Below are 26002 nucleotides of genomic sequence, written 5' to 3'. Positions count from 1 at the left end.
TGGCGTACCGAAACGATCGAGCGGGGCCATGGTCCCGATAAGGTCCACCTGACCTGCCACGAGAGGGACCCGCCGTGCCCGTGCCCGACCCGCCGCCCGCGACGGGCCCCGGCCGACCACGGGCGACGACGCACCGGGCCCTGCGCGACGCCGCGATGCGCGAGTTCGCCACCCACGGCTACGCGGCGACGAGCGTGCAGCGCATCGCCGAGGTCGCCGGGATCGGCCGCAACACCTTCTTCCGCTACTTCCCCTCCAAGGTCGCGCTCCTCGGCGACGACTACGCCGCCAACCAGGAGGTCGTCGCACGGCACCTGCGCGACGCCCCCGCCGGCGGCGACGCGCTGGACCAGGTCGTCGACGCCGTCCGCGCCTCGATCCGGTACGACGACGCCGACCGGGAGTTCTACCGGCTGCGCCTGACCGTCCTGGCCGACGACCCCACGGTCCCGGCCGAGTGGGCGCGGCCGCTGGTGTCCGGGTGGGCCGAGCTGGTCGCCGCGCACGTCCTGGCGTCCGCCGCCGACCGCGGACCGCACAGTCGGGCCGTCGCCGAGGCCGTCGGGTACGGGGTGCGCGGGGTGCTGTCCAGCGTCATGGCGTCCTGGGCCGACGGGGAGCTGGACCTCCAGGAGGCGCTCGACCTGCTCGGCGCGACCGTGCGCGAGATGTTCGGGGCGTCGGTGCGTGGGCTGGTCGACGGCTGAGGGCCGAGGCGTCGAGAGCCGTGGCTCAGATCCCGCCGCGCCAGTCGAGCAGCAGCGCGATGCCCGCAGCGAGCCGGATGTCGACCGACCCGCCGGGCGTCGTCACCGTGTAGCGGTCCCGCGAGCCCGCGCGGCACTCGACACGCAGGCGTTCGGCGCCCGTCGTGTCGCGGAACCGGAAGTCGAACCCGCGGCGCAGCGGGATCAGGGAGACGACCGGCAGCCGGCTGAACGCCACCCGCAGCATCCCGCCCAGGACGTTCTGCTGCATCCCGACGAGGTCCGCGCCCCGGCCCATGACGCGCCAGGTGTGCACGACCTGCGACTCCATCCACCGGTACTGGAGGCAGCCGATCGGCGCGCCGCGCTCGTCGAACGCGTCGTAGCAGGCGTTGCCGAGGTTGATCACGCCGCGTGCGCGCACCGTCATCGACGGTCGGGTGTGCGCCCGGTCCGTCGAGAACGGGTACTCCTCGGGTACGCGCAGCTGCCTCTGCGTGCCGTACAGCACGACGTCGCCCTCGACGCCGTCGGGGCCCAGCGGCCGGAACTCCCAGTACTGCTCCCGCCAGCTCACGCGACGCTTCATCGTCAACGCGGTGACACCCGACAGAGGGTGCGCCGGTGGCGAGGCACTGCGGGCGGCGGGTTCGGCCATCCGCGCACGGTACCTGCGGTGGCCCGCGCCGACGGGCTGTTCCCGGCCGCCGACCGGGTGACGCGGGCCGGGGCCGCGCGTCACCCCGCAGGCCGAGCGGGCCCGACTCATCTCGCAGCACCCACCTGCCGATGCTCGGGCATGGAGAGACTGCCCGGGCTGCTCGCCGGGGAGCCCGTGTACTGGATCGAGCGGGTGACCGACCTGGGGGGCGGCGTGCTGCGCACCGAGCTCGGGTTCTCGGACGTCGCCGCGCACCCCTACGAGGACCTGGTCGCGGGCACCGTCGCGCTGCTGCAGGGGGTCCCGGGGGTCGAGCAGGTCATCCACGAGGACCGGGAGGTGCTCCTGGTGGACAGCCGCGGCGTCCCGGTCGAGCGGATCGGCGACCTCGTGGACCGGTTCTGGTTCGAGCACCTGCCGAGCACCCCGATCGACCCGGAGTTCGAGACCGACCCCGCCGACGTGCTCGCGTCCCCGTGGCCGTCCGCCCCGCCGGCGCCGTACGGCGCACTCCCGGCGCCGACGACGCCGTCCGGGGGTCCCACGCTCGCGGGCCTGCGCGCGGCCGTGGCGCTGCCGCCGTCGCGGGCGCGCATGTGGACGTACCTCGTGTGCGGTGCCGTCCCGCTGGTCGGGGGCACCCTGCAGGCGCTGACACCGGGAGGCGGCAGCGGTGCCGTGCCCATGGCGCTCGGCGCGATCGGCGTCGCCATCGGTGTGCGCATCGCGCGGCGGCGCAGGGCGGACCCCGCCGCGCCCTGACGCCGACACACCCACGCGGCGGGGCGTCCCGCTGCTGCTGCGACCCGGCTACGACCCCTGCGGCACCCCCGCGACCGCGTCGAGCAGCGCCGTGGCCGCCGCATCCAGGTCCGCCTGCGACGCGTCCCGCGTCAGGACGTCCCGCGCGCGGTCCAGCGCGTCCTGCACCGCCGCGCCGTCGGCCACCGTGGCACCGGTGGCGGCGGACTCCTCGGCCCGGGCGACCGCGCTCTCGAGCCCGGAGACGTCCGTCAGCGGCGCCTCCAGCCCGAGCCAGCTCTCGGGATCCGCACTGGCGGCGGCCGCGAGCTTCTCGGAGAAGTCGCTGTTGAGGATCAGCGGGTTGTGGGTGGAGCGCCAGCTCGCCTCGTCGGTCATGCCCCAGAACGTCACGCGGTCGATGTGCGAGGCGTACGTCTTGTAGACGGCGAAGTACTCGGCGAACCGCTGCGCCTGGATCGCCTCGAGCTCGGCGCGGTTCTCGATCTTGCCGTCCCAGTAGGTGAAGCCGGCGCGGGAGATCCGGTCGTGGACGGACGGGTCCGTCAGGTCGCGGTGGGCGGCGCGGTCGTCCCCCTCGGGCTGGCCGTCCCACGCTTCCCAGACCTGCAGGTCCAGCTCGCTGATGCTGACCGCGAAGCCCGCCTCGACGATGAGCTGGATCGACCGCTCGACGGAGGCGGCGTCCGAGCACGCGCCCGCGCGCCACTCCGCAGCCTCGTCGTCGACCAGGCCCGGCAGCCGGGTGTGGCCCGAGCACGCGAAGGCCGGGGTCTGGTTGAGGTAGTTGTGCGACTGCATGCCGATGGCCTCGACCAGCGGACGCGGGTCCTGCGGGTGCTCGGCGGCGTAGCGGGTGTTGAGGTCGGTGGCCATCGCGATGATGGCCCGCGCCTTGCCCTCGGACTGGAAGACGTTGAAGTCGTTGTACTCCAGGCGCACCTCCGGCCCGTACTGCCGGGCGAACAGGAACGCGTCGTAGATGAAGTCCGCCGGGCTCTCCCCCGCCGCCGCGTCGGCACCGTTGGCGTAGGCGGTGTACCAGTCGGACGTCCCGCCGTGGGGGCCGCCGCGCAGCTGGTCGCGCCAGTCCTGCGTCGCGGGGTCGAACGTCTCCAGCCCGTCGACGAACGCCTCGTTGACGACGTCCCACGTCGCGGCGCGGCCCTGGAAGTGCGTGAGCACCTCGCGGACGTACCGCTCCATGTTGGCCCTGGCCTGCGCGCGCGTCCCGCCCGTCGCGCCGGTGTTGAGACGCGGCGGGGACTGGCCGTGCCAGACGAGCACGTGCCCGTGCACCGTCATGCCGCGCGCGAGCGTCTCGTCGACGAACGCGTCGGCCGCGTCGAACCGGAAGGTGAACTCGCCCGTCACGGGGTCGATGGCGTCATCGGGCAGCAGCTGGTCCGGCTTCATCGCGTTCTCGGCCGTCATGACGCTGTAGTGCCGGTCGACCGTCTCCGACGGCTGCGATCCCGCTGCGTACGTGCCCGGGTGGGACCAGATGTTCCCCACGTCGAAGTAGTCGCGGTAGACGTCCTTGAGCGGGGCCATCTCCTGGCGGAACGTCGTCGTCAGGACGACGTCCTGCTCGGGCATCGTGAACGAGTCCACCCGGGCGCCGATCCAGGCCAGGTCGGGCGACGTCCACCCGGCCCACACCTGCCCCTCGCCGGGCGTCGCCGTCAGCTCGACCGTCTCCCCCGGCTGGTAGCTGCCCGCACCGGTGACCTTCCCGTCGCGACCCTCGAGCCGGATCTCGACGTCGAAGGTCTCGTCGCCGGCCAGTGCCGGCACGGCCACGGCCGCGGCGACGGCCACCAGGACGACCGCGGCACCCGCGCCCGTCCACCGCGTGGCCCAGCGGCGACCACCGGGCGGCGTCGCGTCCGGTCCACCGCCACCTCGTCGTGCGGTGCGCCCCATGTCTGCTTCCTCTCCGAGTCCCCACCGGGGCCGACGCGTCGGCGCGTGCCCCGACCCGGCCGGCACGGCCGTACGCGGCCCGGTGCCCGCGACGGTCGACTGTGACCGGCGGAGCCCGGCGGGCCTGCTCGCGCGTCGTGTTTAACGTTAGACGCGCGGGCGGGTGCCAACGTAGGGAGGGATTCGGCCCGCGTCAAGGACCGGGTGCACCACGGCAGCACCGACCGTCATCGCGGGGGCCGGGCCGCGCGCGACCGCTCGGCCAGGCGGTGCAGACCCTCGTCGATCGACACCTCGGGTCGCCAGCGCAGGTCGGCGCGCGTGCGGCGCTGGTCGAACCAGTGCGCGGTCGACAGCTGCTCCGCGAGGAACCGCGTCATGGGCGGCTCCCCGTCGGCGCTGCGCAGCGGGAGACGCCCCCAGACGGCCTCCACCACGGCGCCCGCCCCCCGCGCCACCGCGGCGGGCACGCGGTACGTCGGGGCGGGCACCCCGGCGGCCGTACAGATCCCCGCGACCATCTCCGCGACCGTCCGCGGCTCTCCGTTCGTCACGACGTACGCCTGCCCGCGGACGACGCCGTCCGCGTCTCCCAGCCGGTGCAGGGCCGCCACCAGCGCCGATGCCGCGTTGTCGAGGTACGTCGTGTCGATGAGGGCGGCGCCGTGGCCGAGCAGCGGGAGCCGACCGGTGCGGGCGCGCTCGGCGATGCGCGCGACGAGCTGCACGTCACCGGGCCCCCACACGAGGTGCGGCCGGACCGCGACGACCCGCAGGTCGCCCTCGAAGGTCAGGGCGAGGAGCTCCGCCTCGGCCTTGGTGCGGGCGTACGCGCCGCGCGCACGCAGCGGGTCGGCACGTCGCGCGTCCTCGCCGACGATCGCGGTGCCCGTGTGCGCGACCGACGGCGACGACACGTGGACGACGTCCGCGACGCCGTACCGGGCGGCCGCGGTGAGCAGCGTGCGCGTGCCGTCGACGTTGACGCGCCGGAAGTCCGCCGGGTCCCCGGCGAGCGACACCTTGGCCGCGAGGTGCACGACCGCGTCGACCCCGCGGACGGCACGATCGACGTCGTCGGGGTCGGTGACCGAGCCGGGGCGGTCCTCCACGCCGTCGACCCCGCTGGGCCGGCGCTGGAACGTGCGGACCTCGTGCCCGGCATCACGGACGCGCGCGGCGGTCGTGCGGCCCAGCAGGCCGGACGCCCCCGTGACCAGGACCCTCACGGCCGGCCCATCCGCCCGCCGGCCAGCACCCGGTCGGCCCAGGCCGCGAGGCGTGCACGGTCGATCTTGGAGTTGTGGCGGACGTCGGTCGGCAGGTCGGGCACGACGAGCACCGCCGCGACGTCCCGCCCGACGGCGGTCCGCACCGCCGCGGTGAGCGCCGGCGCCGCGAGCGCGGGCCGGCGCGCACCGACCTGCGTCTCGACCACGACGACGACCTGCTGGGTGCCGCGGGGCCCGACGCCGACGACGCCCGCACGCCGCACCCCGGGCACGGACTCCGCGCGCCGCTCGGGGCCCACCGGGGTGACGGGCCCGTCCGCGGTGACCAGGACGTGCGCCAGCCGCCCCTCGATCCAGAGCCGCCCGTCGGCGTCGAGGCGCCCGACGTCGCCGGTCCGGTGCCACCGGGCCCCGGGCACGAGGTCCTCGGCACCCGCGGGCCGCGTCGCTCCGGGCCTCGTCGCTCCGTCGCCGTCGGGCGTCCCGCGCCGGCTGTCGCGGTCGGTCAGCCACAGCCGGTCGTAGTGGTCCTTGACGTGGGGGGCGGCGACGACGACCTCGCCGGTGACGTCGGGAGCCGCCGTGAGGGGTCCCGTCGCGCGCCCGTCGGCGTCGAGCGCGCTGATCCGGACGGTCACGCCGGCGGCCGGCCGGCCGACGCACGCACCGCCGGCCGCACCGCCGGGCCCAGCGGCCCGGATCTCCTCGAGCGTCACGTCGGTGAGCAGCAGGCCCTCGGTCATGCCGTAGGGGGTGTGCGGGACGGCGCGCGGGACGAGGTCCCCGACCGCCGCGAGCAGCCGCTCAGCGACCGGCGCACCGGCCGAGAGCAGCAGACGCACGCGCGCCAGCGCCCGCTCGTCGTCGGCGGTGAGCTCGCCCGACGTCGCGACGACGTTGGCGACGGCTGCGGGCGACAGGAACACGACCGTCGTGCCGTCGACCCCGACCGCGGCCGCGTCGGCCGCGGCGGCGACCGCCCGCGCGGTCAGGGTGCGGGGCGCCGTGACGTCCATGTCGGGCGTCACCGAGCAGCAGCCGAGCGCCGGACCGAGCAGCGCGAACGGCGCGAAGCCCGCCACGATGCCCGTCCCGACGCCCAGTCCGTACTGGGCCGCGAGGGCGTCGCGCATGGCCGCGAGCTGCGCGTGCGTGTACACGACGCCCTTCGCGGGGCCGGTCGACCCGGACGTGAACAGGACCGCCGCGAGGTCGTCGGGGGCCGGCGCGGGCGGCAGCCCGGTACCGGCGCCCAGGTCCACGACGTCGGGCAGGCTCAGCTCGACACCGAGGGCCGCGGCGGTCGCGGGCGGCAGCGTCGTCGTGGACACGCGGCGCCCCGGCCACCGCAGGGCGCGCGCCGCGGCCAGCCCCCTGCGCTCCCCCACGACGACCGCCGGCTGCGCGCCGCGCACCGCGCGCGTCAGCCCGCGCGCCCCGAGGCCTGCGTCCGCGACGACGACGACGGCGCCGATCCGCAGGCACGCGTACAGGGTCGCGGTGAGGTCGGCGCCGGGCGGGACGAGCAGCGAGACCCGGTCCCCCCGGCGCACCCCGGCCGCGTGCAGGCCGCACGCGAGCTCGCGGACGCGCCGCGCGAGCAGGCGCCACGTCACCGTGCGGACGCCCCCGCCGGTGGCGGGTGCCATCTCGACGAGCGCCGTCGAGTCGTCGTCGGCGAGCTCGTCGAGGTGGTGCCACATCGGCGCCCGGCCCCCGGCGGGGGTGCGCGCGTCGGCGCCGCGGGGAGGCGCGGGGGCGGCGGCCGGCACGTCGTCGTGACGGTCCGCGAGCCACGTCATCACGGCGCCCGCGGTGTCGGCGTCCTCGGGGAGGAGGTGGCCGGCCCCCTCGAAGCGGTGCACCTGCGCACGCGGCAGACGCCCGCAGAGGTCCCCGAGGTGCGTCTCGTCGAACACCGGGTCCCGCGGCCCCCACAGCAGGAGCGCGGGGACGTCGAGGTCGCGGACGCCGTCGGCGATGCGGTCGAGCTCGCTCGCGCTCGGGTGACCGGGGCCGACGGGGATGTCCGCGACGAACGCGCCGATCCCGGAGCGTCGTCCGGCGGTGCGGTACGGCGCGCGGTAGGCGTCCTTGACGTCATCGGGCAGCGGCGGGTGCGCGAGGGCGAGCGTCGTCTCGAGGAACGCAGGCGTCGCGACGGTCGACGGGCCGAGCACGCCGAGCGCGGCCCGCAGCGGCAGGGGGATCGGCCGGTCCGCCGGCTGGTGCACCGCGGTGTCCAGCAGCACGACGCCCGCGAGCGCGTCGGGGTGGTCGACGGCCCAGCCGAGGGAGACGACACCACCCCAGTCGTGCCCGACCGTGACGACGGGCCCGCCGAGCCCGAGGGCGTCCGTGAGGTCGGCGAGGTCCCGCACGCGGCGGCGCAGCGTCCGGTGCGTCCCGGTGCGCTCGGAGTAGCCCATCTCGAGCTGGTCGACGGCGACGACGCGCCACGCGCCGGTGCGGGTGCCGCCGGCACCGAGACCGGCAGTGGCGAGTCCGCGCCACAGGTACGACCACGTCGGGTTCCCGTGCACGCACAGCAGGGTCCCGACGGGCGTGAGGCCACGAGCGGCGAGGAGCGGTCCCGTGTCGAGCACGTGCCACGTGCGGTCGGCGGCCGGCCCGCTCGCCGCGCCGGGCAGGGCAAGCGACCCGTCGAGCGGCGTCTCGGGGACGGCGACGAGGCGCGACCAGGCGGGGTCGAGGCCGGGCAGGCCGCCCGGGGGGAGCCGGGCGGGTGCGGTCGTCGGCCTGGGCAGCCGACCGGCGGGCCTCGTCGCAGCCGGTCTCACCAGGCGAGCTCCAGCATCGCGGTGTTGATGCCGGAGCCCACACCCATGAGCAGGACACGGTCGCCCGGAGTGAGGCTCGCCGCCTCGTGCGCCAGGGTGATCGGGATGGACGCCGGCCCGACGTTCCCGAGGCGCGGGTACGTGAGCGGCACGCGGGACCGGTCGAGCTTCGCGGCCTTGACGATCGCGTCCGTGTGGACGTCGGAGACCTGGTGCATGACGTACCGGTCCATGTCCGACCAGTCGGCGTGCGTGCGGGCCTCCTGCCACGCCGCCATGACGAGCTGCATGCCGCCCCGCAGCAGCGCCTTCGCATCGGTGTACATGCCGCTGGCGCTGCCGACGCACAGGCCGTGGAACTGCGTCGCGGCACGTGTGACGCCCCCGAGCAGGCGGTGCCCGGACGGGTGGGCGTCGGCCGGGCCGAGAAGCGCGGCCGCGGCGCCCGAGCCGAGCGTGAGCGTGGGGAACTCGCGCATGAAGTCGGCACGGGTCGTGCCGTCGCGGGACAGCCGCTCGACGGTGCGGTGCTGGACCTGGTCCGCGTCCTCGCCGTCGACGACCAGCGCGTACTCGATCTGCCCCGCGTCGATGAGCTGGGCCGCGAGGCTCATGCCGTTGATGAACCCGAGGCACGCGTTCGCGATGTCGAAGTTCACGGCCGACGACGGCAGACCCAGCCCGTGGTGCATGCCGACGGCGACGGACGGCTCGAGGTGCGGCCGCGTGACCGACGTGTTGACCAGCAGGCCGACCCGCGCGCGGTCGACGCCCGCCTCGGCGAGCGCCTTCTCCCCCGCCTCGATGGTCGCGGCGCCGAAGCTCTGCCCCTCGGCCCAGTTGCGGCGCTCGTGCACGCCCGCGATGCGCTGGAGCAGACCCGGCGGCAGCCGCAGCCGGTCCAGGACGGGCTGCAGGCGGGCGTCGAGCTCCGCGGACGTGGTCACCCGGTCAGGTGTGACCGCCGCCAGGGACAGCAGAGCCGCGTTGCGGTACGTCGATGTCGCGTTGCCGGCCACTCGCACGCCCTTCCGGTCACGGAAGTCCTCATCCTCCCCCCACCTGCGAGGGCGCGCACGGGATGCTCAAGCCGTCCGATCCCGCCAGCGGGGCGGGCAGGCCCCACAGGTACCCCTGCGCCAGGTGGAAACCCGCGGCCAGCAACGCATCGCGCTGCGCCGCCGTCTCCACGCCCTCCGCGACGACGTCCACGCCCAGGCGCTCGGCCAGGTCGAGGACGCCCTGCGACACGGCGAGCGCCTTGGCGTCGGTGGTGATGTCGACGGTCAGGGAGCGGTCGAGCTTGAGCCGGTCCACGGGCAGACGCTGCAGCCAGCTGAGGGTGGAGAAGCCGGTGCCGAAGTCGTCGAGCGCGACGCGCACGCCCATCCGACGCAGGGCCTGCAGCCGTCGCGCGACGCTCGGCAGGTCCGCGAGCGACCGGCTCTCGACGACCTCGACCCACAGGCGGCTGGGCTCGACCCGGGCGTCGACGAGGGCCTCGCGCACCGCCCCCACCCAGCGCGCGTCGCACAGGGTGCTGGCCGAGGTGTTGATCGACAGACCCTGCAGCGTCGGGTTCGCACCGAGGAGCGCGCACGCCGTACGGGCCGCCCACAGGTCGAGCTCGACGATCGAGCCGGTCTCCTCGGCGAGGGGCAGGAAGGCGCCGGGCGCGAGGATGCCCAGTCGCGGGTGCTCCCACCGCAGCAGCGTCTCGTACACCATGGGCAGGACGGGCACGCGGGGGCCGTCGGCGAGGTCGTCGGCGGCCAGCGCGACACCGATCGCCGGGTCCCCGAGCGAGACGATCGGCTGGACGTGCAGGCGCAGCTGCCCCTCACGGACGGCGTTGCGCAGGTCGGCCGCGAGCTCCCGGTCCACGCCGCGGCGGCTGCGGTCGTCGACGCGGTGCCCCATGGCCCGGGCGACCTGGTTGCGGCCACGCAGCTTCGCCGTGTACATCGCGCTGTCGGCGGCGCGGAGCAGGGCGTCGGGATCCGCCCCCGTGCCGTCCTGGACCGCGATGCCGACGCTCGCCGTCACGCGCAGGTCGAGGCCCTCCACCCGGAAGGGCGCGGTGAGCGCGGCGACGATGCTCGACGCGACCACCTGGGCGGTCGCGGCGACGTCCGGCCCACGCAGCAGCAGCGCGAACTCGTCGCCGCTGAGCCTGGCGATGAGGTCGTCCGCCCGGGCGCTGGCGCGCAGCCGGTCCGCGGCCTGCCGGAGCACCTCGTCCCCGGCCGCGTGCCCGAGCACGTCGTTGACGTGCTTGAACCGGTCGAGGTCGCAGAACAGCACGGCGAGCCCGGGACCTGTCCCGTCGCCGTCGGCGTCCACGTCCGGCCGGTCCCGCCCCCGACCCCTGCCGTCCGGGCCGCCGGCGGCGTCCACCTGGATGGCGCTCGCCAGCTCCCGACGGAACAGCACCCGGTTGGGCAGGCCGGTGAGCGCGTCGTGGAGGGACTGCTCCTGCAGACGGCCCAGCAGGTAGACGTTCTCCAGCGCGGTGGCCGCGTACTCCGCGACGGCCTGGAGCCGCTCGGTGGCCTCGCCGACGTCACCGGGGCCGTGGCCGACGCGCCACCCCGTGGTCGCGACGCCCAGCAGCTCGCCGTCCGCCACGAGCGGCGCGGCGAGGGCCGTCGACAGCCCCAGGACGTCGAGGATCCGCCCGATCAAGGGAGTGGCGTTGTCCGGCGTGATCAGCGTCGGCACCTGACGCGCGAGAAGGGTGCTCAGCTCCTGGGAGTTCTGCGCGGTGATCTGCATCTCCCCCAGACCGTCGACGTCGGCGGCTTCCAGCCCGGCGAACCCGACCGCGTGGAGGGCGCCCTGGTGGGCGTCGTAGGTGAAGAAGGTCGCACTGTCGGAGCCGACGATCTCGGGCAGCACCGCAGCCGCGGCGCGGGCGACCGTGGTGGGGTCGGTGGCCGAGCGCAGGTCGTGCGCGAGCCCCAGCAGGCTCGCGGAGCGCTGCTCGCCCCGGCGGCTGGCCGAGAGCGCCCGCTGCAGGTCGAGCGCGGCGGCGGCGTGGGTGGCGTACGCCCTCAGCAGCGAGCGCTCGTGCGCAGGTCCGGGGTGCGCGTCGTCGTACAGCGCCGCGAGGTGGCCGTGCACCGTGCCGCGGGAGGCGACGTCGACGACGACGGCACCCGGCCCCAGGTCCTCTCCGCGCAGCAGTGCGCCGACGAGCCGGTCGCGCCGCTGCGCCGGCAGTCCGTGGCTGTGGACGCGAGGCCCGCCGCCCGACCGGTCGGTGAGGACCAGCAGGTAGGCGGGCGCCAGCACCGCGGCCGCCGCCCGCTCGGTGATGCGCTCCGCGAGGTCGGCGAGGTCCTCGGCCCCCACCAGGTCGGCGGCGGCGGACTGCAGGTTCTCGAGCTGGCGTCGGAGCGCCAGCAGCTCGGCCGCCGTGCCCGCGGCGCGCTCCGACGGCGTGCGCCACCAGCGCCGCCGCTGCCCCCACGTGACCTCGTAGAGGCAGGCCGGGTACCCGTCCGACTGGCACTCGGGGTGCACGACGACGGCGCGCGGCAGGCCGAACACCTCCGGGATCACGGAGATCAGGCCGCGGGCGTAGGCGCAGTCGAGCCGGGAGTGCGGGTACCCGTCGTGCAGCGTGTACCTCAGGACGGCGTGCCGCGGACCGGCCTCGAGCACCTTCATCGTCGAGGTGGTGGAGAACTTCGGGACCGCCCGCGGCAGCTGCCGGTACACCTGGGAGGGTGTGCCGAGCGCCTTGAGGATGAGGACCAGGGAGGCGTTCATCGCTCCGGTCAACGCCTGCGCACCGGTCTCGAACGGGAAGCCCTCGTCGTCGAGCACCTCGACCGCCGCCGCGAACAGCCGGATCCGCGCGTGGTAGCCGATCCAGAGCGCGGCGTCCTCCAGCTCGGCCACGGAGAACGGCACGGCGGCCCGCTCGACCACGCGGCGCACGGCGTCGTCGCCACCGCGCGCGCGGACGTGGTTGAGCAGGAGCACCGTCGTCGCCCCGGACGTCTCACGGGCCCGGGGGTCGTCAGGGCGCGCGGCCGTCACAGCCGTCGCGTCGTGCGGTGTGTCCAAGGCGCGTGCCCCCGTCGGTAAGGTCCACACGCGTATCGGCGCTCACGGCCGCGAACTGAGCCCGCGGGACGTTCGCCTCCGGCCGGCCGGCGGGGCGCCGTGCACTGCAGCCGGTCTAGCTCCGTTCGACCCCGCCACTGACGCGCTGGTACTTCGACGCGACGTACTCGTCGACCCAGGCCCGGCAGCTCATCCACTGACCGTTCTCCGCGCGCTGCGCCTTGAGGCGCCCCCGCTGAGCGGCCGCGCGCAGCGCGACGGCGTTCAGCTCCGGGGTCGCGAGCGAGGGCAACGGCACGAGACGCGCAGGGCCGGCCAGGGCAGGCACCACGAAACGGAGCACGTTGTCGAGCACCGCGCGAGCGATCTGCTCCCCCAGGGGGCCGAAGTTGCCGCGGTCGGCGGTGCGCAGCGCCCGCAGGTACTTCTCCCGCTCGCGCTTCTGGATGATCGCCGGTGCGTAGCCGAGCCGGCACAGCACCAGGTTCAGCAGCAGACGTCCGGTGCGCCCGTTGCCGTCGATGAAGGGGTGGATCTGCTCGAAAGCGACGTGTATCGCCGCGACCGACTCCATCGGATGGCGGTCCGACTCCGTGCGGATCGCCTCCACGGCGTCGAGCCAGTCGCGCATCTTGGGGTCGATCAGCGCACGCGAGGGCGGCACCATCCCGCCAGGAAACGGGTGAATCTCGTGCTTGCGGAAGTCCCCCGGGCCTTCATCCGGCCCGGCGTCCGGGTGCGGGGCGACGTCCCACACCGGCGTCATCGCCATGCGGTGCACGTGACGAACCTGGGTGAGGGTCACCAGCTCGCCGTCGCCGCCGAGCTCCGGCGCCAGCGCCTGGCTGTAGACCCACTGGGCGGCGTCCGCGTAGCCCTTGACCTCCAGGTACTCCTTGAGCTGCTTGTCGCCGACGGCGCGGCCGTCGCGCAGCAGCTCCTCGACCTCCCGGAGGACCAGGGTGTTGCCCTCGATGGCCGTGGAGTTGTGCGCGTCGTGAATCCACAGCTCGTCCCAGATCGCGCGCGCCTCGGCCGGGCTCGGCAGGCCGCCGAGGCGCTTCTGCACGTCCGCGAGCGTGTCGTCGAGCAGCCGGTACAGCGCCTCGCGGCTCATGCGGCCCGGGCCGCCGGTGCGTCGCGGGGAGGGCGATGAGGATGTGGGCGCGGACGTGGATGACGACGTGGGGGAAGAGGATGCCTCGAAGTTGTCGCGCTCGGTCATGTCGAAAAATAGCACGACCAACTCAGTCGGTCGCGGAGACTGGATCAGAATGTGAACACGACAAACTCGGGGGCGGACCGCCGCCGAGGGCCGCTTCGTCGGCCCCGCAGGGCTGAGCCTTGGGCGGCTGACACCGATCGAGTTCGAGACCATCATGACCCCTCAGGTCGCACTCGCCGCCTGAGACCGCCTGTCACCAACTCGTGCATCAGCCCCTTCTGGACGTCGCTGCGCCGCCGACGTCGGGTCCGGCGACAGCGATCCACGTGTCCCTGTCCGACACGCTGCGAGTCCCATGTCGGTGGCGGGTGTCAAAACCATGGCGGAAGTGCCATGCTTTTGACATGCCCCTCGGAGGTCGACCTCTCTCGCGTGACGCCCTGCTCGACCTCGCCGAAGCCCAGAACGGCCTGGTCACCCGCCAGCAGGCGATCGCCGAGCTTGAGATAGATCCCACTGCGTTCGATGCGCTCGTCGCTCGCGGCCGGCTCGAGCGCGTCGCCCGAGGCATCTACCGATACCCCCGCGTCCCTGGTGTCGAGTACGAGGGCTACCAGGTGGCGCTGCTACGCACTGGTGATGCAGATGCGGTCCTGAGTCACGAGACCGCCCTCGCAATCCACGACATCAGCGATGTGAACCCCTCGCGCTACCACGTCACGATCCCGCGCGCGCACCGCATCCGCCGAAGCGACAACGACCGGTACGTCATCCATGTGCAGCGTCTACCGACCCGCCAAGTCACCTGGTGGCAGCAGATGCCGATAGTCACCCCGGCAGCCGCCATCGAGCAGTGCATGGCGTACGGCACGCCGACGTACCTCCTGCGCCAGGCTCTTGACCGCGGCGCCCGCACCGGAGCAGTCCCACGAGCCGAGCTGACCCGCCTCACCGAAGCACTGGAGCGACGTGCCTGAATCGACTCGCCCCGCGCGCCCGCTGTCCGAGCTGAAGCCCAAGGCGCGCCCGCCCGCGTCCGTATCCATCCTGTCGCAGTGGATCAACCACGCCGAGCGCACTCTCGGCGTTCCCGCCGCCGGCGGACGGGTGGGCTGGCTCGTCGCGTCCACGGTCGTCATCGCCGCCCTGCAACGCGCCGTCGACGCAGCCGGCGCACCAACCTTCTTGCTCAAGGGCGGAACCCTCCTCCAACACCGGCTCGGCATAGCGCACGCGCGACGAGCGACATCGACGGGCTCGTCCGCGGAGAGATCGACGAGTTCCTCGTCGCCCTCGACGAAGCGCTCTCCGAGCCGTGGGGGCCGATGACACTCACGCGCTCCGAGGTCGAGGTCGTCAGGACGCCGACTCGAGTGATCCAGCCGCGCCGCCTGTACGTCAACGTCAGCCTCCGTGGTCAGCCGTGGCGGAAGGTCCAGATCGAGCTCGCGCCAGACGAGGGCGGCGCCGGGGACTCGCCCGAGACCGTCATCGCCCCCGACCTCGCCGGCTTCGGGCTCGCGGGCCCGGACGAACTCGCTGCGCTGGCCATGCGCTATCAGATCGCCCAGAAGATCCACGCCTGTACCGACCCGCACGACCCTCCGACATGGGTGAACGATCGTCCGCGCGACATCGTCGACCTGATCCTGCTCCAGGAGCTGGTGACTGCCGAAGGCACACCGCGCCTCGCCGAGATCGCCGAGGCGACCCGCGCCGTGTTCGAGGCGCGTGCAGCAGACGCGCGCAAGCTGAAGCGAACACCACGCACGTGGCCGGCGGTCGCTGTCGCGCACCCGCACTGGCCACATGACTACGCCCGGGCCGCCAAAGACGGTGGCGTTGCACTCCAGCTCGACGAGGCCGTCGCGCGAGTGAACGGCTGGCTCGTGGAGATCGCCGCCTCGGAGCAGTAATTGGCCGTCAGACACGGGAGGCGGCCGGATGCATCCGAGCAGACCGCACACCGAGCCGTCCGGCGACGTCGTCCACGTCCTTGACAGGCGGTCCACGTCCTGAGGCAAGTCGCCGACCACACGCTGGCCAACGCCCGGCAAATCGACACGGCCTCATCGCGCGCCCGGCACCCACACCACCTCTGACCTGCAACAACACCCTGTGCGCCTGGGCAGATTCGAACTGCCGACACCCGCTTTAGGAGTTCGATCTTGGATTGTGGATAACGCGCCGACCTGCGGAAATACATGCGGGTAGTTCGTGCGGTGACCCCGTTCCGGGGTGCTCGCTGACCACACGCTGACCACGCTTAGTCGCGGACCTCCGGCGAGGGGCTGTCGACACCTTCTCGCTCAGAGGCGCCAGGGACCAGTTCCAACAAGTGTCCGAACTTCTGGCGCTTGGTCGCCAGGTAGGGCAGCGACTCTGTAGTCGGTGGAATCTCCAGCGGCACGCGGTCGACCACCAGACCATGCCGACGGAGCCCTTCGACCTTGCGCGGATTGTTGGTAAGGAGCTTGACCTCGTGCAACCCGAGTCGCTCGAGCACGGCCGCGATCCTCGTGTAGTCACGGGGATCGGGCTCTACACCAAGCTCGCGATAAGCGTCGAACGTGTCAAGACCGCGGCTCGCATTCAGCGAGAGGCCACGGATCTTGGTGAGAAGGCCGGCGCCGCGCCCGTCGGCCAGCATGTAGACGACAACACCACCCTGGTCGTGAACACGCTGCAGGCTCTGATCGAGTTGCTCGTGGCAGTCGCAGTCGACGCTTCGAAAGATCTCAGCCGTGTAGCACGCGCTTTGGACGCGAACCAGCCGACTCGTGAGGTAGCCGTCGACGGCGACGCACAGTACGTTTTCCTCTTCGTGCGCGCCGAATGAGAAACAATGCAGTTGGCTATCGCCGTACGCAGACCGCATCGGAGCAACAGCATGCTCCATGTCAGCCTCCCCGTCCGGTAGATGATGCGAGACCTGCCACGTCGGCGCTGCGCGGAAGCAGGCCAGCCCACTCATTGTGCAGCTCGATCTGCCGATCCGCGAGCAGTTCGGCAAAAATGGCTTCGGCCTGCTGCTGGTCAAACGGTGCTACGCCACGCTGGTATCGGATTAGGTCAGCCTCCAGGAGCCGCTGGTACCTGCGGTAGAGGCTCCAGCGCTCGTGCGGGCGCTCGATTTGGACCCACGCAGCAACCAAGGCCGAGGTCGCCGCCAGGACCGAGGGAACGAGTTTCCCGAGCAGGAACTCCAACCATTGCGTTGAGGCTACAATGAAGACGGGAATAAGGGCGGCGCTCGCCACCATTAGCAAGGTCGCGACGCGTGCGCGGTCCTTGTTTCGGTCCGCCTTCCGAGTGATGGACCGAAGGACACGACCGTGCTCTTCAATGATTCCGTCCAGCCGACTGGCGTCAGGCTCGCCGCCATGCACCCTACCCACGAGTCCTCCAACGACTTCCCGGTACGTCACTCACATCGGAAGCGCATCCGGAGGAGGTGAGGACGCGCGCGCGACGTCCACAGACCGGACATCGTGCGCATCGTACAGCCAGTATCGATTCCCGTCCTTCTCCTGCCGCCCAGACACACGAAACACCAGCTCACGCGCTATCGCCTCGGCGGCGATCTCGAAGTCGGCATCGCTAAGCCGCACCTGCAGGGTGCGTGCCGACGAACCAGCAAGTACCTTCATGCGCACGACCCCGGGGCGGCCCCGCTGGGGGCGGGCCACCACGGAGAGCCACCCGTATGCCGTGACGCGTTCGGCCGGAGCCAGGGAAGCCAGATACCGCCCCGCCTTCTCGAGCGCGGGGGCATCGCGAGGCTCGAAGTTGAACTGGTAGCCCGTAGGCACGCCGGCGTCAACGAGCCCCGGTCCCGCACCGAGCTCGATCGACACGGTCGACTCACGTCCACCAGCGGCCAGGGACGCGAAGGCCGCCCGCGCATCGCGGCTCAACTGCTCTTCGAGCGGTGGTTCGTCACCAGCAGCCACCCGAGCAAGGATGCCGCGCCATGCACCGCCCGCCACCGGGGTGATCCGTGGTGTCGTCAGGATGAGGCCGATGGGGCTATCGCCGGTGAGAGCGGGCTCGAGGACCGTGAGGTTCCCTCCGACGACCGTCGCGTCATAGACGCGGTGATTCGGGTCCAGGTCCTGTTGGGTCACTGCCTCGACCCAAGTGCGCACCGCGTCGAACCAGGGGTCAATCATGCGGGCGAGGATGTCAAGCTGGTTCCCAGGTTCCCCCCGATCGTGCGTCTGTACGACGATCCTGAACAAAGCCGTCGACTCGCCATCAGCGCCTGGCGTGAACGCCGCGAAACGCTGGGTCCAGATCAGGAGCTCGTCCGAGTCAGCTCGCCGAGTTGGGGCTTCGACGCCCTCGAGTACTGGCGGCGCGCCAACCGCGCCAGCTTGTCGAGGCATCAAGACGTCGAACACAAGCGGCCCAAACCCGCTCTGTAGCCGCTTTCCAAGGACGTCGGTAGAGATCCAGATTGGGACTGGAAGTTCATAGATCGCGACGACTCCCATGTCACCTCCCTCAACGTCGGATGGAGCCTAGGCGCGATGCCCTCTGATGCCCATCCTCCGAGACGGGCTGGCGCTGCCGACCGCAGCCGCCACGCTCGGGTTTTCCTCGCCTCTGGCTTATGGTGACGCAAGACTGGGCACCGTCCAGTCACCCGTCCCCAAGCCGCGCCCGGTATCCAGCTCCTCACTTGCCAGGTACACCGCTGTGAGCCCGAAGCAGATCCAAGGGCCAGGCATCGCCCGCCGCTGAGAGTACGAGAATGCACCCGGCCGTAGCGACGGCGATTACGAGAACCAGGAGCAGGCCCAGCTGCAGGACCTTGCTCCAATCCCCGAGGGCTGGCGCCACGAGCAGTCGGATCTCGCGGGCGAACTGAGCGGTCTTGCCGCGTCGACGCTTGAGGTGGCTCGATCGCACGCTCATGTCGGGGCCCCCTTCGGCTTCGCGACCGCCTTACCCTTGGCGACAGCCCTTGCGCGGCGCGCACGCCGCCGGCGCTCCTTGTCCGCCTCGGCGCGGGCCGCAGTCCGTTCCGCGGTGGAGAACGGGCTCTCGAGCCGGTAGTAGCGGACGCGTGTGCGTCCAAACTCGGCGTAGTCGTCCTTCTCCCACGCATCCCGGAAGGCGACCAGCCCAGCTGCTTCCAGCTCCTGGTACCCCTTCTTCGCGGTGGTTTCGGAGAAGCCGTACCAGCGCGCCGTCTCGGCGTGCGTGAGATGCACCTCCTCGCTCTTGCCGGTCTCCTTCAGAAGCACCAGCAGCACGGCTAAGGCCGGAAGAGACAGTCGGTCGAACCACCGCTCGGTCCAGAACGCGCCGGGGAGGAGAAGGTAGTAGTCCGCCGGCACACTGCCGTCCGGTCGGGTGTAAGCCCCCTTCTTGCGGTCCTCGCGTAGAGGCGTGATGCGCGACCGCCTGTGCTCGCGGCGTCGCGCCACGAGCTTGAGCCGAACCAGTTCGGACCACGTCTCGGAGAGGGTGGAGTGAGACCACGTGAGGTTGGGCTTGTCGCGCACCTCCAGCGCCCGGAGCCAGACGCTGGCGGCCCACACGGGATGCAGTTCGTCGCTGTAGGTAGTGAGCACGAGCAGGTAGAGAACCAGGGCACGCCGGCGCTTCTCCTTTACGAGCTTGCCGAGCGTGGAGCTCCGGTTCTTGCCTTCGTGCTTCTGCACGAAGGAGTGCCTCACCCGGGTGTACCCGCCCCCGGTGTGGAGCACGATGGAGGCCCGGGTGGACTCGGGCGTGGCCTGAGGCAGGTCATCGTCGGAGCCGAGGCCGGGAGCCGTGGTCGGTGCGCTGGTCATGGCGCAGACGCTACGCCGAATCGCACGACTGGGAGCCGCTGCGAGCGACCATCAGTCCCGAGTTCGCTCCGCCGCGAGTTCGGCTCTCGCACCTCGTATATGTGACGCCAAGGTGCGAATCCATGTGCGACGTAGATGCGAACCCTGCGACGCCGGAGTGACGGGTGACATCGCGCGGCGCACCGCGGTGGCATCGCTGAGGCCACGCTGACGAAACCGAGTTCTCGAGCCAACACCTCCAGCCCCATGATCTCGACCGCCGGTTCGGCCCACACCCGCTGTCGGCGATCTCGGCGGAGACCCGTGGCCGACCACTGTCGGAGGTGCGAGGCAAGGTGTCCTTGTGAACCACGAGGCCTTCTACGCGGCGGTGCTGACGACGAGCCCGTTCATCTTGTTGACCGTCTCGCGTGGAGTCGTCTTCGGGCCGCTTCCAGCGGCGGGTCGTCACCGGGCGTGGAAGCTCCAGCGATGGGTTCTGATCAACGACCTAGCCGCAGCGGTGCTCATCTTCGCGGCAGCCGTCTACTCGATGCTTGTTCTCGCCGGCGTCATCGGTAGCAGCCTTACCGTCAGGAACCTCGTGGTCAGCGCAGGTGCGCTCAGCCTTCTCCTCGTGCTGCTCCACGTTGCATACGACATCGTGTCCGCGCACATGGCGGACCGCGCGACGGACAGTGGAGAGCAGGGCGACACAGCCAGCGCCCCAACTGACGCTCCGCCACGACCGTCCGCCGGCGTCCGTCCACGTGCTTGACATGCCGTCCACGCCCTGAGACAAGTCGCTGACCACACGCTGACCAATGCCCGCAAATCGGACACAGTTCCCACGGCGGTCGGGGCGCCGATATCGCCTTTGACCTGCAATAACACTCTGTGCGCCTGGGCAGATTCGAACTGCCGACACCCGCTTTAGGAGAGCGGTGCTCTATCCCCTGAGCTACAGGCGCGCAGGACCTGCCCGATCCCTTGTCGCTGACCCGGCGCTGCGGGCGCGAGCCGTCGACCAGGGCGGGGAGACCCCGTGCATGAACTCCGGGAGGAGTGCTGCGCCACCCAGAGACCGGAGCAAGCCTACCGGGCGTCGCCCACCGTGGACGCGCCGGCCGCTCGGTCGCCACGGTGGCGGGATCCGCGACGGGGATGCACCCAGGCGGCGCAGCCACATGAACCGCGTCGACCCAGGCGACCGCACCAGGAACACCTACGTGCCGAGCAGACGGGGCAACGCGAGCAACGTCCGCCCTTCTTGCACGACCCGCCAGTCACGACGACTTCCGGGGTGGCCGGCGGGAGCGGCACCGGGCGCCCTGGTCCTGACCGAGAGCGTGCGCTTCAATCGCTGATATGTCCCATATTGCAGCCCGGGCCGCTGCGTCGTTCCTGCTGCTGGCGTCCGCCGCGCTGTTCGTCGCGGCCTCCGCGCAGCGGTGGTGGCCCGCGTGTCCACGGGGACGCTTCGACACGGCCGCGTGCCTCCGGCTGCAGGACCACGAGTTCGACTACCTGTCCGTCTCCGCCCCGTGGACCTCGCTCGGCGATGCCGCGCAGTACGCGGGCGTGGGGATGTTCCTCCTGGCGGGCGCGGCCGCTGTGCTGCCGTTCGTCCTGGCGGGGCGGGCGCTTCGGTTCCAGGTCCCGATCGCGGTGATGGTCGCCGGGTCGCTGACGATCCTGGGAGTCGAGGTGTGGTGGTCCGGTGTGACGGGGCAGCCGCAGACCGCGCCCGGCTCATCGGCTGCGGCGCTCGTCTGGGCGCTCGGTGTCCCCCTCCTCCTCGGGGCCTGGTGGCTTCGCGAGAGCATGCGGGCCGACGGTGACGGCATGAGGTGGACATCAGCTCTCGCGGGTGCGCTGATGGCGGCCGCCCCGCTGCCGGTGCTGCTGCTGGGGCCGCTCGCGGTCGGGTACGTCTCGCACGACACGGCGCCCTGGTCGGACGCGGTCATAGCTGTACCACTCGCCGTGGCGGCGCTTCTCGTCTGGAAGGTGCCTCGCGCTACCCGGCCCCGTTCGGCAGCCCGTCCGCCGACCCGTCCCACCACCGCAGCACCCGCGCCCCGATGAGCGTCAGCCACCGCGACGCCTCCCCCGCCGGCGCGTCGACCTCGAACCACACCTCGCCCGGGTGCCGGCGCTCCTGCTCCCACGTGCCGTCGTCGCGTCGTGCGGCGCGGACGAGCTCGACGGCCTCCCCCATGCGCGGGTCCGGCGGCGTGCCGTCGTGCAGGGACGCGGAGCGGAAGTAGTCGGCGGCGTTCAGGACGCTGTAGTACCAGCGGAACGGGTACGCGAACCGCAGCGCCCAGGCCGCCACGGGCTCGGCGGTCGTCCGCCGGCGGAACAGCGACCGCGCGAGCAGGTACTCCTGGCCGGCGAGCCGCGCCTCGCGGACGCGCTGCCGGTCGCCGGTCGCCTGCTCGTAGTCCAGCAGCCCCTTCAGCGTGTTGAGCGTGGAGTGGAACGACGACCGCGTCGACCCCACGACCCACTCGCAGTTCCACCCGCCGTCGTCCATGCGGTGCTCGAGGAACCAGTCGACGATCCCGTCGACGTCCGCGCCGAGCCACAACCCGTTGGACAGGGTCCACGAGTTGATGCAGCAGTCCACCTCGCCGCCCCAGTACGGCAGGTCGTCGTACTCCCAGCGGGCGTGGGCGGCCAGCCGCTCGGCGGTACCGGCGAGCGCGGAGGCGTCGACCCCCCACTCCCGCAGCGAGCTCAGGGACCACGTCGTCGCCGTCCACGGCTGGCCGGCGGTCTCGGCGGTCGTGAAGTCGTAGCCCGCGGGGAAGAACGCCCCGCCGGCCCACTGCCCGTCGAGGCCCTGCAGGGCGAGGAGCCGCGCCCCGAAGCCCTCGGTACCGACGCGCGCCCGGGTCGCCGCCCACGTCGGCTCGGGCAGGTCCAGAAGGTCCCTCTCGACCTGCCAGCGCAGCGCCGGGTCGGAGTCCAGGAGCCACTCGACGGGCACCTTCGCGGTCATGTCTCCCATGCAACACCCGGGCGCTCCCGTCGGGAAGAGGTGCCGCGTTCGCGCTTCGGCGGGGCCGTCACGTGACGCGGGACACGGCTCGCACCCTCCGCAACGTTTCGCGGACCCGCTCGCACCCCTCACCCGCACGGGCGACCATCTCCGGTGGCCCCGGCCACCGACGAGAGGCAGTTGTGAACGACCATCGCACGGAACCGACGCACACCGAGGGCGGTCAGCGCACCGCCGCGCAGCGCGCACGCGCCACGCAGATCCTGAAGGAGGTCACCTCACCCCAGACCGTCGGGAGCCCTCACCCGGCCCTGCTGCCAGGGATCGGCGTGGAGCAGACGCACCCCAGGTTCGGCCTGGACAAGCTCGTCTTCGCGGTCGCCGCGGGGCTCATCGCCGGGATCATCGTCTGGGGGGTCGTCAGCCCGTCGGGGCTCGCGGCGTTCGCCGGCGCCGGGTTCGCCTTCGTCACCGAGGACTTCGGCTGGTTCTTCGGCGTCCTGACGGTGGCGGTGTTCGGCTTCATGATGTGGATCGGCTTCGGCCGGCACCGGGCCGTGCGGCTGGGCCAGGACGACGAGGCCCCCGAGTTCTCGACCGTCTCCTGGGTCGCCATGCTCTTCTCCGCCGGCATCGGCATCGGGCTGCTGTTCTACGGCCCGCTCGAGCCCATGTCGTTCTTCCTGTCCCCGCCGCCCGTCTTCGCCGACAGCGTCGCGCCGGGCAGCGAGCAGGCCATGCACGTGGCCCTCGCCCAGACGCTGTTCCACTGGGGCCCCGTCGCCTGGGCCTTCTACGCGCTCATCGGTGGCGCCGTGGCGTACGCCGCGTACCGCAAGGGCCGCACGCCGCTGATGTCGGCGCTGCTCGAGCCGATCTTCGGCCAGCGCACCCACGGCGCGCTCGGCAAGGTCGTCGACATCTTCGCGATCGTGGTCACCCTGTTCGGCACCGCGGTGTCGCTGGGCATCGGTGCGCTGCAGATCGGTCGTGGCGTCGAGCTCGTCGCGGGCATCGGCCCCATGGGCAACGCGGCCGTCGTGGGGATCATCGCGGTGCTCTCGATCGCGTTCATCCTGTCGGCCGTCTCGGGCCTGAAGCGGGGCATCCGGGCGCTGTCCAACATCAACATGGCGGTCGCCGGTCTCCTCGGGCTGTTCATCCTGGTCGCCGGCCCCACGGTGCTGCTGCTCAACCTCATCCCCGGCGCCCTCATGACCTTCGTCGGTGAGCTGCCGGCGATGATGGGACAGTCCGCCGCCTCCGCGCCCGGGGCGCAGGACTTCATGAGCGCGTGGTCGACCTACTACTGGGCGTGGTGGGTGTCGTGGACGCCCTTCGTCGGCATGTTCATCGCCAAGATCAGCCGCGGCCGCACCCTGCGTGAGTTCGTCACCGCCGTCATCGTCGTCCCCAGCGCCGTGTGCCTGGTGTGGTTCACCGTCGTCGGCGGCACCACCATGTGGCTGGAGCAGACCGGCGCCGGGATCAGCGAGGCCGACTCCGGTCAGGACATGCTGTTCCTGCTGCTGCGGGAGCTGCCCTTCGGGGCGGTGACCTGCGTGCTCGCGATCGTCTCGATCGTCATCTTCTTCGTCACCAGCGCCGACTCGGCGTCCATCGTGATGGCCAGCCTCTCCGAGCAGGGCAACCCCGAGCCCCGGCGCTGGACGACGGTGCTGTGGGGCGTCGCGCTCGCGGCGATCGCCGCCGTCCTGCTCGTCGGTGGCGGGCAGATCGCGCTCACCGGCCTGCAGAGCCTCATGATGGTCGCCGCTCTGCCGTTCGCCTTCGTGATCATCCTCGTGATGGTCGCCTGGGCGAAGGACCTCGCCCGCGACCCGCTCACGCTGCGCCGGCGCTACGCCCGCGAGGCGCTCGAGCAGGGCGTGCGCGCCGGGATCGAGGAGCACGGCGACGACTTCGTCGTCGGCGTCGTGCCCACCGAGCCCGACGAGGGTGCGGGCGCCTGGCTCGACACCGACGACCCGGTGCTCACCGACTGGTACCAGCCGGACGAGCAGGCCGGGACGGACGGCGACGGGGACGAACGGGGCACCAACGACCGCAAGGACCACGCGCTCACCTGACGACGCCTCCGGGGACCGGCTGCCGCAGCGGCGCCGGTCCCCGGGCGCGTCCTGCACTCCTGGTGCCCTCCGACGCCCGTCAGGACCGGCACCCCCCTGCGCCCGGTGGCACCATCGCCCCATGCTCAGCGCCGAGAACGTCCTGCACGCCAGGCTCGCCACCACCAAGTTCGCCGAGGGCTACGAGCAGTCCGACGTGGACGACCTCCTCGACAGGGTCGTCGCGACGCTCCGGGCGGTCGAGTCCGGGCAGCCGTCGGCCGTCACCGTCACCGCGGACGACGTGGGCGACGCGCGGTTCCAGGTGACGAGGTTCCGCGAGGGGTACGCCCAGGGCCCGGTCGACGACCTGCTCCAGGACGTCGTGACGACGCTCCAGGCGCACGGCGCAGTCACCGCCCTGCCCGTCCCGGTCGCGGCCCCGCCGGGCGGCGGGACGACCGTGCCCGGCCTCGTCCCGGAGCGTCAGGGCTGGTGGCGCCGCGTGTTCGGCGCCTGACCGCGGGCGCGTCAGCCCGGCTGCACGATCCCGGCGATGCCCTCCGACGGCTGCACGACGACGAAGCCCGGGCCGTGGAACTTGTACTGGAACGCCTCGCCCGAGCCGCCGCGCAGCAGCGACGACATGTTCATGCTCGACACCACGTCGGGCACGAGGTTGGCCGACCAGCAGACCGCGGCGTTGGGGTCGACGAACGTGGGCTGCTGCGAGCAGTCGAGGATGACGGGCTTGCCGTGCGACGACAGCGCGACCGACCCGTGCCCGTGGATGAGGGTGTTGAACATGCCGCCGGTCATCATCCCGGCGCCGCGGGTGCGGTGCAGGTCCCACTGCAGGGCCGCGTCGAACGCGAGCAGCGACGAGCCGCCCACGCTGATGGCGTCACCCTCGAGCTGGATGAGGAACACGTCCTCCGCGAACCGGGCGAAGAACACCTCGCCCTGGCCCGCGACCGTCATGAGCGCCTGGTCGTCGGAGCTGACGGCGCGCTTGACGAACTTGGCGAGCGAGTCGGAGCCCTTGTGGTGGAACTGCACGCTGCCCTGGTACGCGACCATCGCGCCCTTGGCGGCCAGCACGGGCTCGCCCAGGGTCACCTTGAGCATCTTCGGGTTCTGCAGGACGAACCGCTGGCCCGTCGCCACCTCGAGGTTGGACTGGTCGAAGATGTCGCTACGCATGGCGCACATCCTGCCCTGCGCGGGCGGCTTGCCGCCCGCACGTCACCCGTGCGCGCCGCGTGCTCAGGCGGCGAGCACGTGCGGCGGGAAGCCGGTGCGCTGGACGTGCTCACCGTCGGCGACCCGCGCCTCCGGCTCCACGACCAGGCCGGCGTCGAGCCGCGCCCCCGAGCCGACGTCGGCACGCACCCCCAGGCGGGCGCCGCGCCCGACGACCGCGTCGCGGCCGACGTGCACGTGCGAGCCGAGCCGCGCGTGCTGCTGCACGACCGCGCCGGGCTCGACCCAGCAGAACTTGCCGACCGACGCACCGGCCTCGATGACGGCGCCCGGGTCGACCCACGCGGAGTCGGCCACGTAGGCGGTCGCATCGACCTGCGCGCCCTTGGCGACGAGTCCGCCGCCGTTGCCGTGTCGCTGGTAGCGGACGACCTTGCCGTCCTCTGTCTCGAGTTCCTCGTATCTCTTCATCCTGATCATCAAAACGATCCGACCCCACGACGTGTTCCCGGCGGAAGGGCTGTCACACGACCTTCACGCAGGGTGCACGGGGTGCACGCCCGGCGGCCGGCACCGCGGGGTCCGACGGGCTCGCCCTGCTCAGCCCCGGCG

General features: G+C 72.4%; 22 protein-coding genes and 1 tRNA gene. 8 read left to right on the top strand and 15 right to left on the bottom strand.

Features of this window, described 5'->3' with window-relative positions; genetic code table 11:
- Window positions 1-74 precede the first annotated feature (74 nt).
- Entirely contained in the window at window positions 75-707 is a 633-nt protein-coding gene (locus NP075_RS04190) for a TetR family transcriptional regulator (RefSeq protein WP_227564037.1), read from the top strand.
- 25 nt (window positions 708-732) lie between these two features.
- Here the strand turns inward: NP075_RS04190 and NP075_RS04185 are convergent, their stop codons facing one another.
- Window positions 733-1296 carry a hypothetical protein gene (locus NP075_RS04185; protein ID WP_256791494.1) on the bottom strand — a complete coding sequence of 188 codons (564 nt, stop codon included), beginning with the start codon at window positions 1294-1296 and terminating at the stop codon, window positions 733-735.
- A gap of 210 nt (window positions 1297-1506) precedes the next feature.
- On the opposite strand from NP075_RS04185, the gene NP075_RS04180 reads away from it, so the two are divergent.
- Window positions 1507-2130: a hypothetical protein gene (locus NP075_RS04180; RefSeq protein WP_227564033.1), complete on the top strand. Its 624-nt coding sequence runs from the start codon at window positions 1507-1509 to the stop codon at window positions 2128-2130.
- A gap of 48 nt (window positions 2131-2178) precedes the next feature.
- On the opposite strand, the gene NP075_RS04175 is transcribed toward NP075_RS04180, so the two are convergent.
- From NP075_RS04175 to NP075_RS04150, 6 genes are all read right to left on the bottom strand, one after another.
- Window positions 2179-4056, bottom strand: a complete 1878-nt coding sequence (locus NP075_RS04175) for an endo-1,4-beta-xylanase (RefSeq protein ID WP_227564032.1) — start codon at window positions 4054-4056, stop codon at window positions 2179-2181.
- A gap of 227 nt (window positions 4057-4283) precedes the next feature.
- Window positions 4284-5285 carry an NAD-dependent epimerase/dehydratase family protein gene (locus tag NP075_RS04170; protein ID WP_227564031.1) on the bottom strand — a complete coding sequence of 334 codons (1002 nt, stop codon included), beginning with the start codon at window positions 5283-5285 and terminating at the stop codon, window positions 4284-4286.
- A complete protein-coding gene (locus NP075_RS04165; protein ID WP_227564029.1) occupies window positions 5282-8089 on the bottom strand; it encodes an alpha/beta fold hydrolase in 2808 nt (935 codons plus the stop codon). The genes NP075_RS04170 and NP075_RS04165 overlap by 4 nt, the downstream gene beginning before the upstream one ends.
- On the bottom strand, window positions 8086-9114 hold the full coding sequence (locus tag NP075_RS04160; RefSeq protein ID WP_227564028.1) for a 3-oxoacyl-ACP synthase III: 1029 nt from the start codon (window positions 9112-9114) through the stop codon (window positions 8086-8088). Before NP075_RS04160 ends, NP075_RS04165 begins: the two co-directional genes overlap by 4 nt.
- A gap of 22 nt (window positions 9115-9136) precedes the next feature.
- Window positions 9137-12163, bottom strand: a complete 3027-nt coding sequence (locus NP075_RS04155; protein ID WP_227564026.1) for an EAL domain-containing protein — start codon at window positions 12161-12163, stop codon at window positions 9137-9139.
- Window positions 12164-12278: 115 nt separating this feature from the next.
- The gene (locus NP075_RS04150) at window positions 12279-13280 is read right to left on the bottom strand and encodes a Fic family protein (protein WP_255629247.1); all 1002 of its coding nucleotides are present in this window, start codon (window positions 13278-13280) and stop codon (window positions 12279-12281) included.
- A gap of 452 nt (window positions 13281-13732) precedes the next feature.
- Here NP075_RS04150 and NP075_RS04145 point away from each other — a divergent pair, with 452 nt between their 5' ends.
- Both NP075_RS04145 and NP075_RS04140 read left to right on the top strand, forming a co-directional pair.
- Complete coding sequence (locus NP075_RS04145; RefSeq protein ID WP_227564025.1) at window positions 13733-14305, top strand: type IV toxin-antitoxin system AbiEi family antitoxin domain-containing protein; 573 nt, start codon at window positions 13733-13735, stop codon at window positions 14303-14305.
- Between the two features lie 78 nt (window positions 14306-14383).
- Window positions 14384-15244, top strand: coding sequence for a nucleotidyl transferase AbiEii/AbiGii toxin family protein (locus tag NP075_RS04140; protein WP_227564024.1), 861 nt, complete (start codon window positions 14384-14386; stop codon window positions 15242-15244).
- A 350-nt stretch (window positions 15245-15594) separates the two neighbouring features.
- Here the strand turns inward: NP075_RS04140 and NP075_RS04135 are convergent, their stop codons facing one another.
- The 4 genes from NP075_RS04135 to NP075_RS04120 form a co-directional block, all read right to left on the bottom strand.
- A complete protein-coding gene (locus tag NP075_RS04135) occupies window positions 15595-16227 on the bottom strand; it encodes a GTP cyclohydrolase II (RefSeq protein WP_227564023.1) in 633 nt (210 codons plus the stop codon).
- Window position 16228: 1 nt separating this feature from the next.
- Window positions 16229-16717, bottom strand: a complete 489-nt coding sequence (locus NP075_RS04130; protein ID WP_227564022.1) for a DUF4231 domain-containing protein — start codon at window positions 16715-16717, stop codon at window positions 16229-16231.
- A gap of 39 nt (window positions 16718-16756) precedes the next feature.
- Window positions 16757-17824: a hypothetical protein gene (locus NP075_RS04125; protein ID WP_227564021.1), complete on the bottom strand. Its 1068-nt coding sequence runs from the start codon at window positions 17822-17824 to the stop codon at window positions 16757-16759.
- A gap of 420 nt (window positions 17825-18244) precedes the next feature.
- Window positions 18245-19132 (bottom strand): hypothetical protein, encoded by an 888-nt coding sequence (locus NP075_RS04120; RefSeq protein ID WP_227564020.1) that lies wholly within the window; start codon window positions 19130-19132, stop codon window positions 18245-18247.
- Window positions 19133-19475: 343 nt separating this feature from the next.
- On the opposite strand from NP075_RS04120, the gene NP075_RS04115 reads away from it, so the two are divergent.
- Window positions 19476-19889, top strand: coding sequence for a hypothetical protein (locus NP075_RS04115; protein WP_227564019.1), 414 nt, complete (start codon window positions 19476-19478; stop codon window positions 19887-19889).
- 120 nt (window positions 19890-20009) lie between these two features.
- Here NP075_RS04115 and NP075_RS04110 read toward each other — a convergent pair.
- Window positions 20010-20082: transfer RNA gene (locus NP075_RS04110), tRNA-Arg, on the bottom strand.
- Between the two features lie 397 nt (window positions 20083-20479).
- Between NP075_RS04110 and NP075_RS04105 the strand changes: the two genes are divergently transcribed.
- Window positions 20480-21199, top strand: a complete 720-nt coding sequence (locus tag NP075_RS04105) for a hypothetical protein (RefSeq protein WP_227564017.1) — start codon at window positions 20480-20482, stop codon at window positions 21197-21199.
- On the opposite strand, the gene NP075_RS04100 is transcribed toward NP075_RS04105, so the two are convergent.
- Window positions 21132-22118 (bottom strand): squalene cyclase, encoded by a 987-nt coding sequence (locus NP075_RS04100; RefSeq protein ID WP_227564016.1) that lies wholly within the window; start codon window positions 22116-22118, stop codon window positions 21132-21134. The genes NP075_RS04105 and NP075_RS04100 overlap by 68 nt on opposite strands.
- A 182-nt stretch (window positions 22119-22300) precedes the next feature.
- Between NP075_RS04100 and NP075_RS04095 the strand changes: the two genes are divergently transcribed.
- Together NP075_RS04095 and NP075_RS04090 are read left to right on the top strand one after the other, a co-directional pair.
- Window positions 22301-24208, top strand: coding sequence for a BCCT family transporter (locus tag NP075_RS04095; RefSeq protein ID WP_227564014.1), 1908 nt, complete (start codon window positions 22301-22303; stop codon window positions 24206-24208).
- 121 nt (window positions 24209-24329) lie between these two features.
- Window positions 24330-24707 (top strand): DivIVA domain-containing protein, encoded by a 378-nt coding sequence (locus tag NP075_RS04090; protein ID WP_227564012.1) that lies wholly within the window; start codon window positions 24330-24332, stop codon window positions 24705-24707.
- Window positions 24708-24718: 11 nt separating this feature from the next.
- On the opposite strand, the gene NP075_RS04085 is transcribed toward NP075_RS04090, so the two are convergent.
- Window positions 24719-25390 carry an AIM24 family protein gene (locus NP075_RS04085; protein ID WP_227564011.1) on the bottom strand — a complete coding sequence of 224 codons (672 nt, stop codon included), beginning with the start codon at window positions 25388-25390 and terminating at the stop codon, window positions 24719-24721.
- A 63-nt stretch (window positions 25391-25453) separates the two neighbouring features.
- On the bottom strand, window positions 25454-25861 hold the full coding sequence (locus NP075_RS04080; RefSeq protein WP_227564010.1) for a transferase: 408 nt from the start codon (window positions 25859-25861) through the stop codon (window positions 25454-25456).
- Between the last annotated feature and the right edge of the window lie 141 nt (window positions 25862-26002).

The sequence above is a fragment of the Cellulomonas wangsupingiae genome, from assembly GCF_024508275.1.
In the GTDB taxonomy this organism is placed as follows: domain Bacteria; phylum Actinomycetota; class Actinomycetes; order Actinomycetales; family Cellulomonadaceae; genus Cellulomonas; species Cellulomonas wangsupingiae.
Note: the sequence above shows the minus strand (reverse complement) of the source record. Positions and strands in the feature narration are given on the sequence as shown.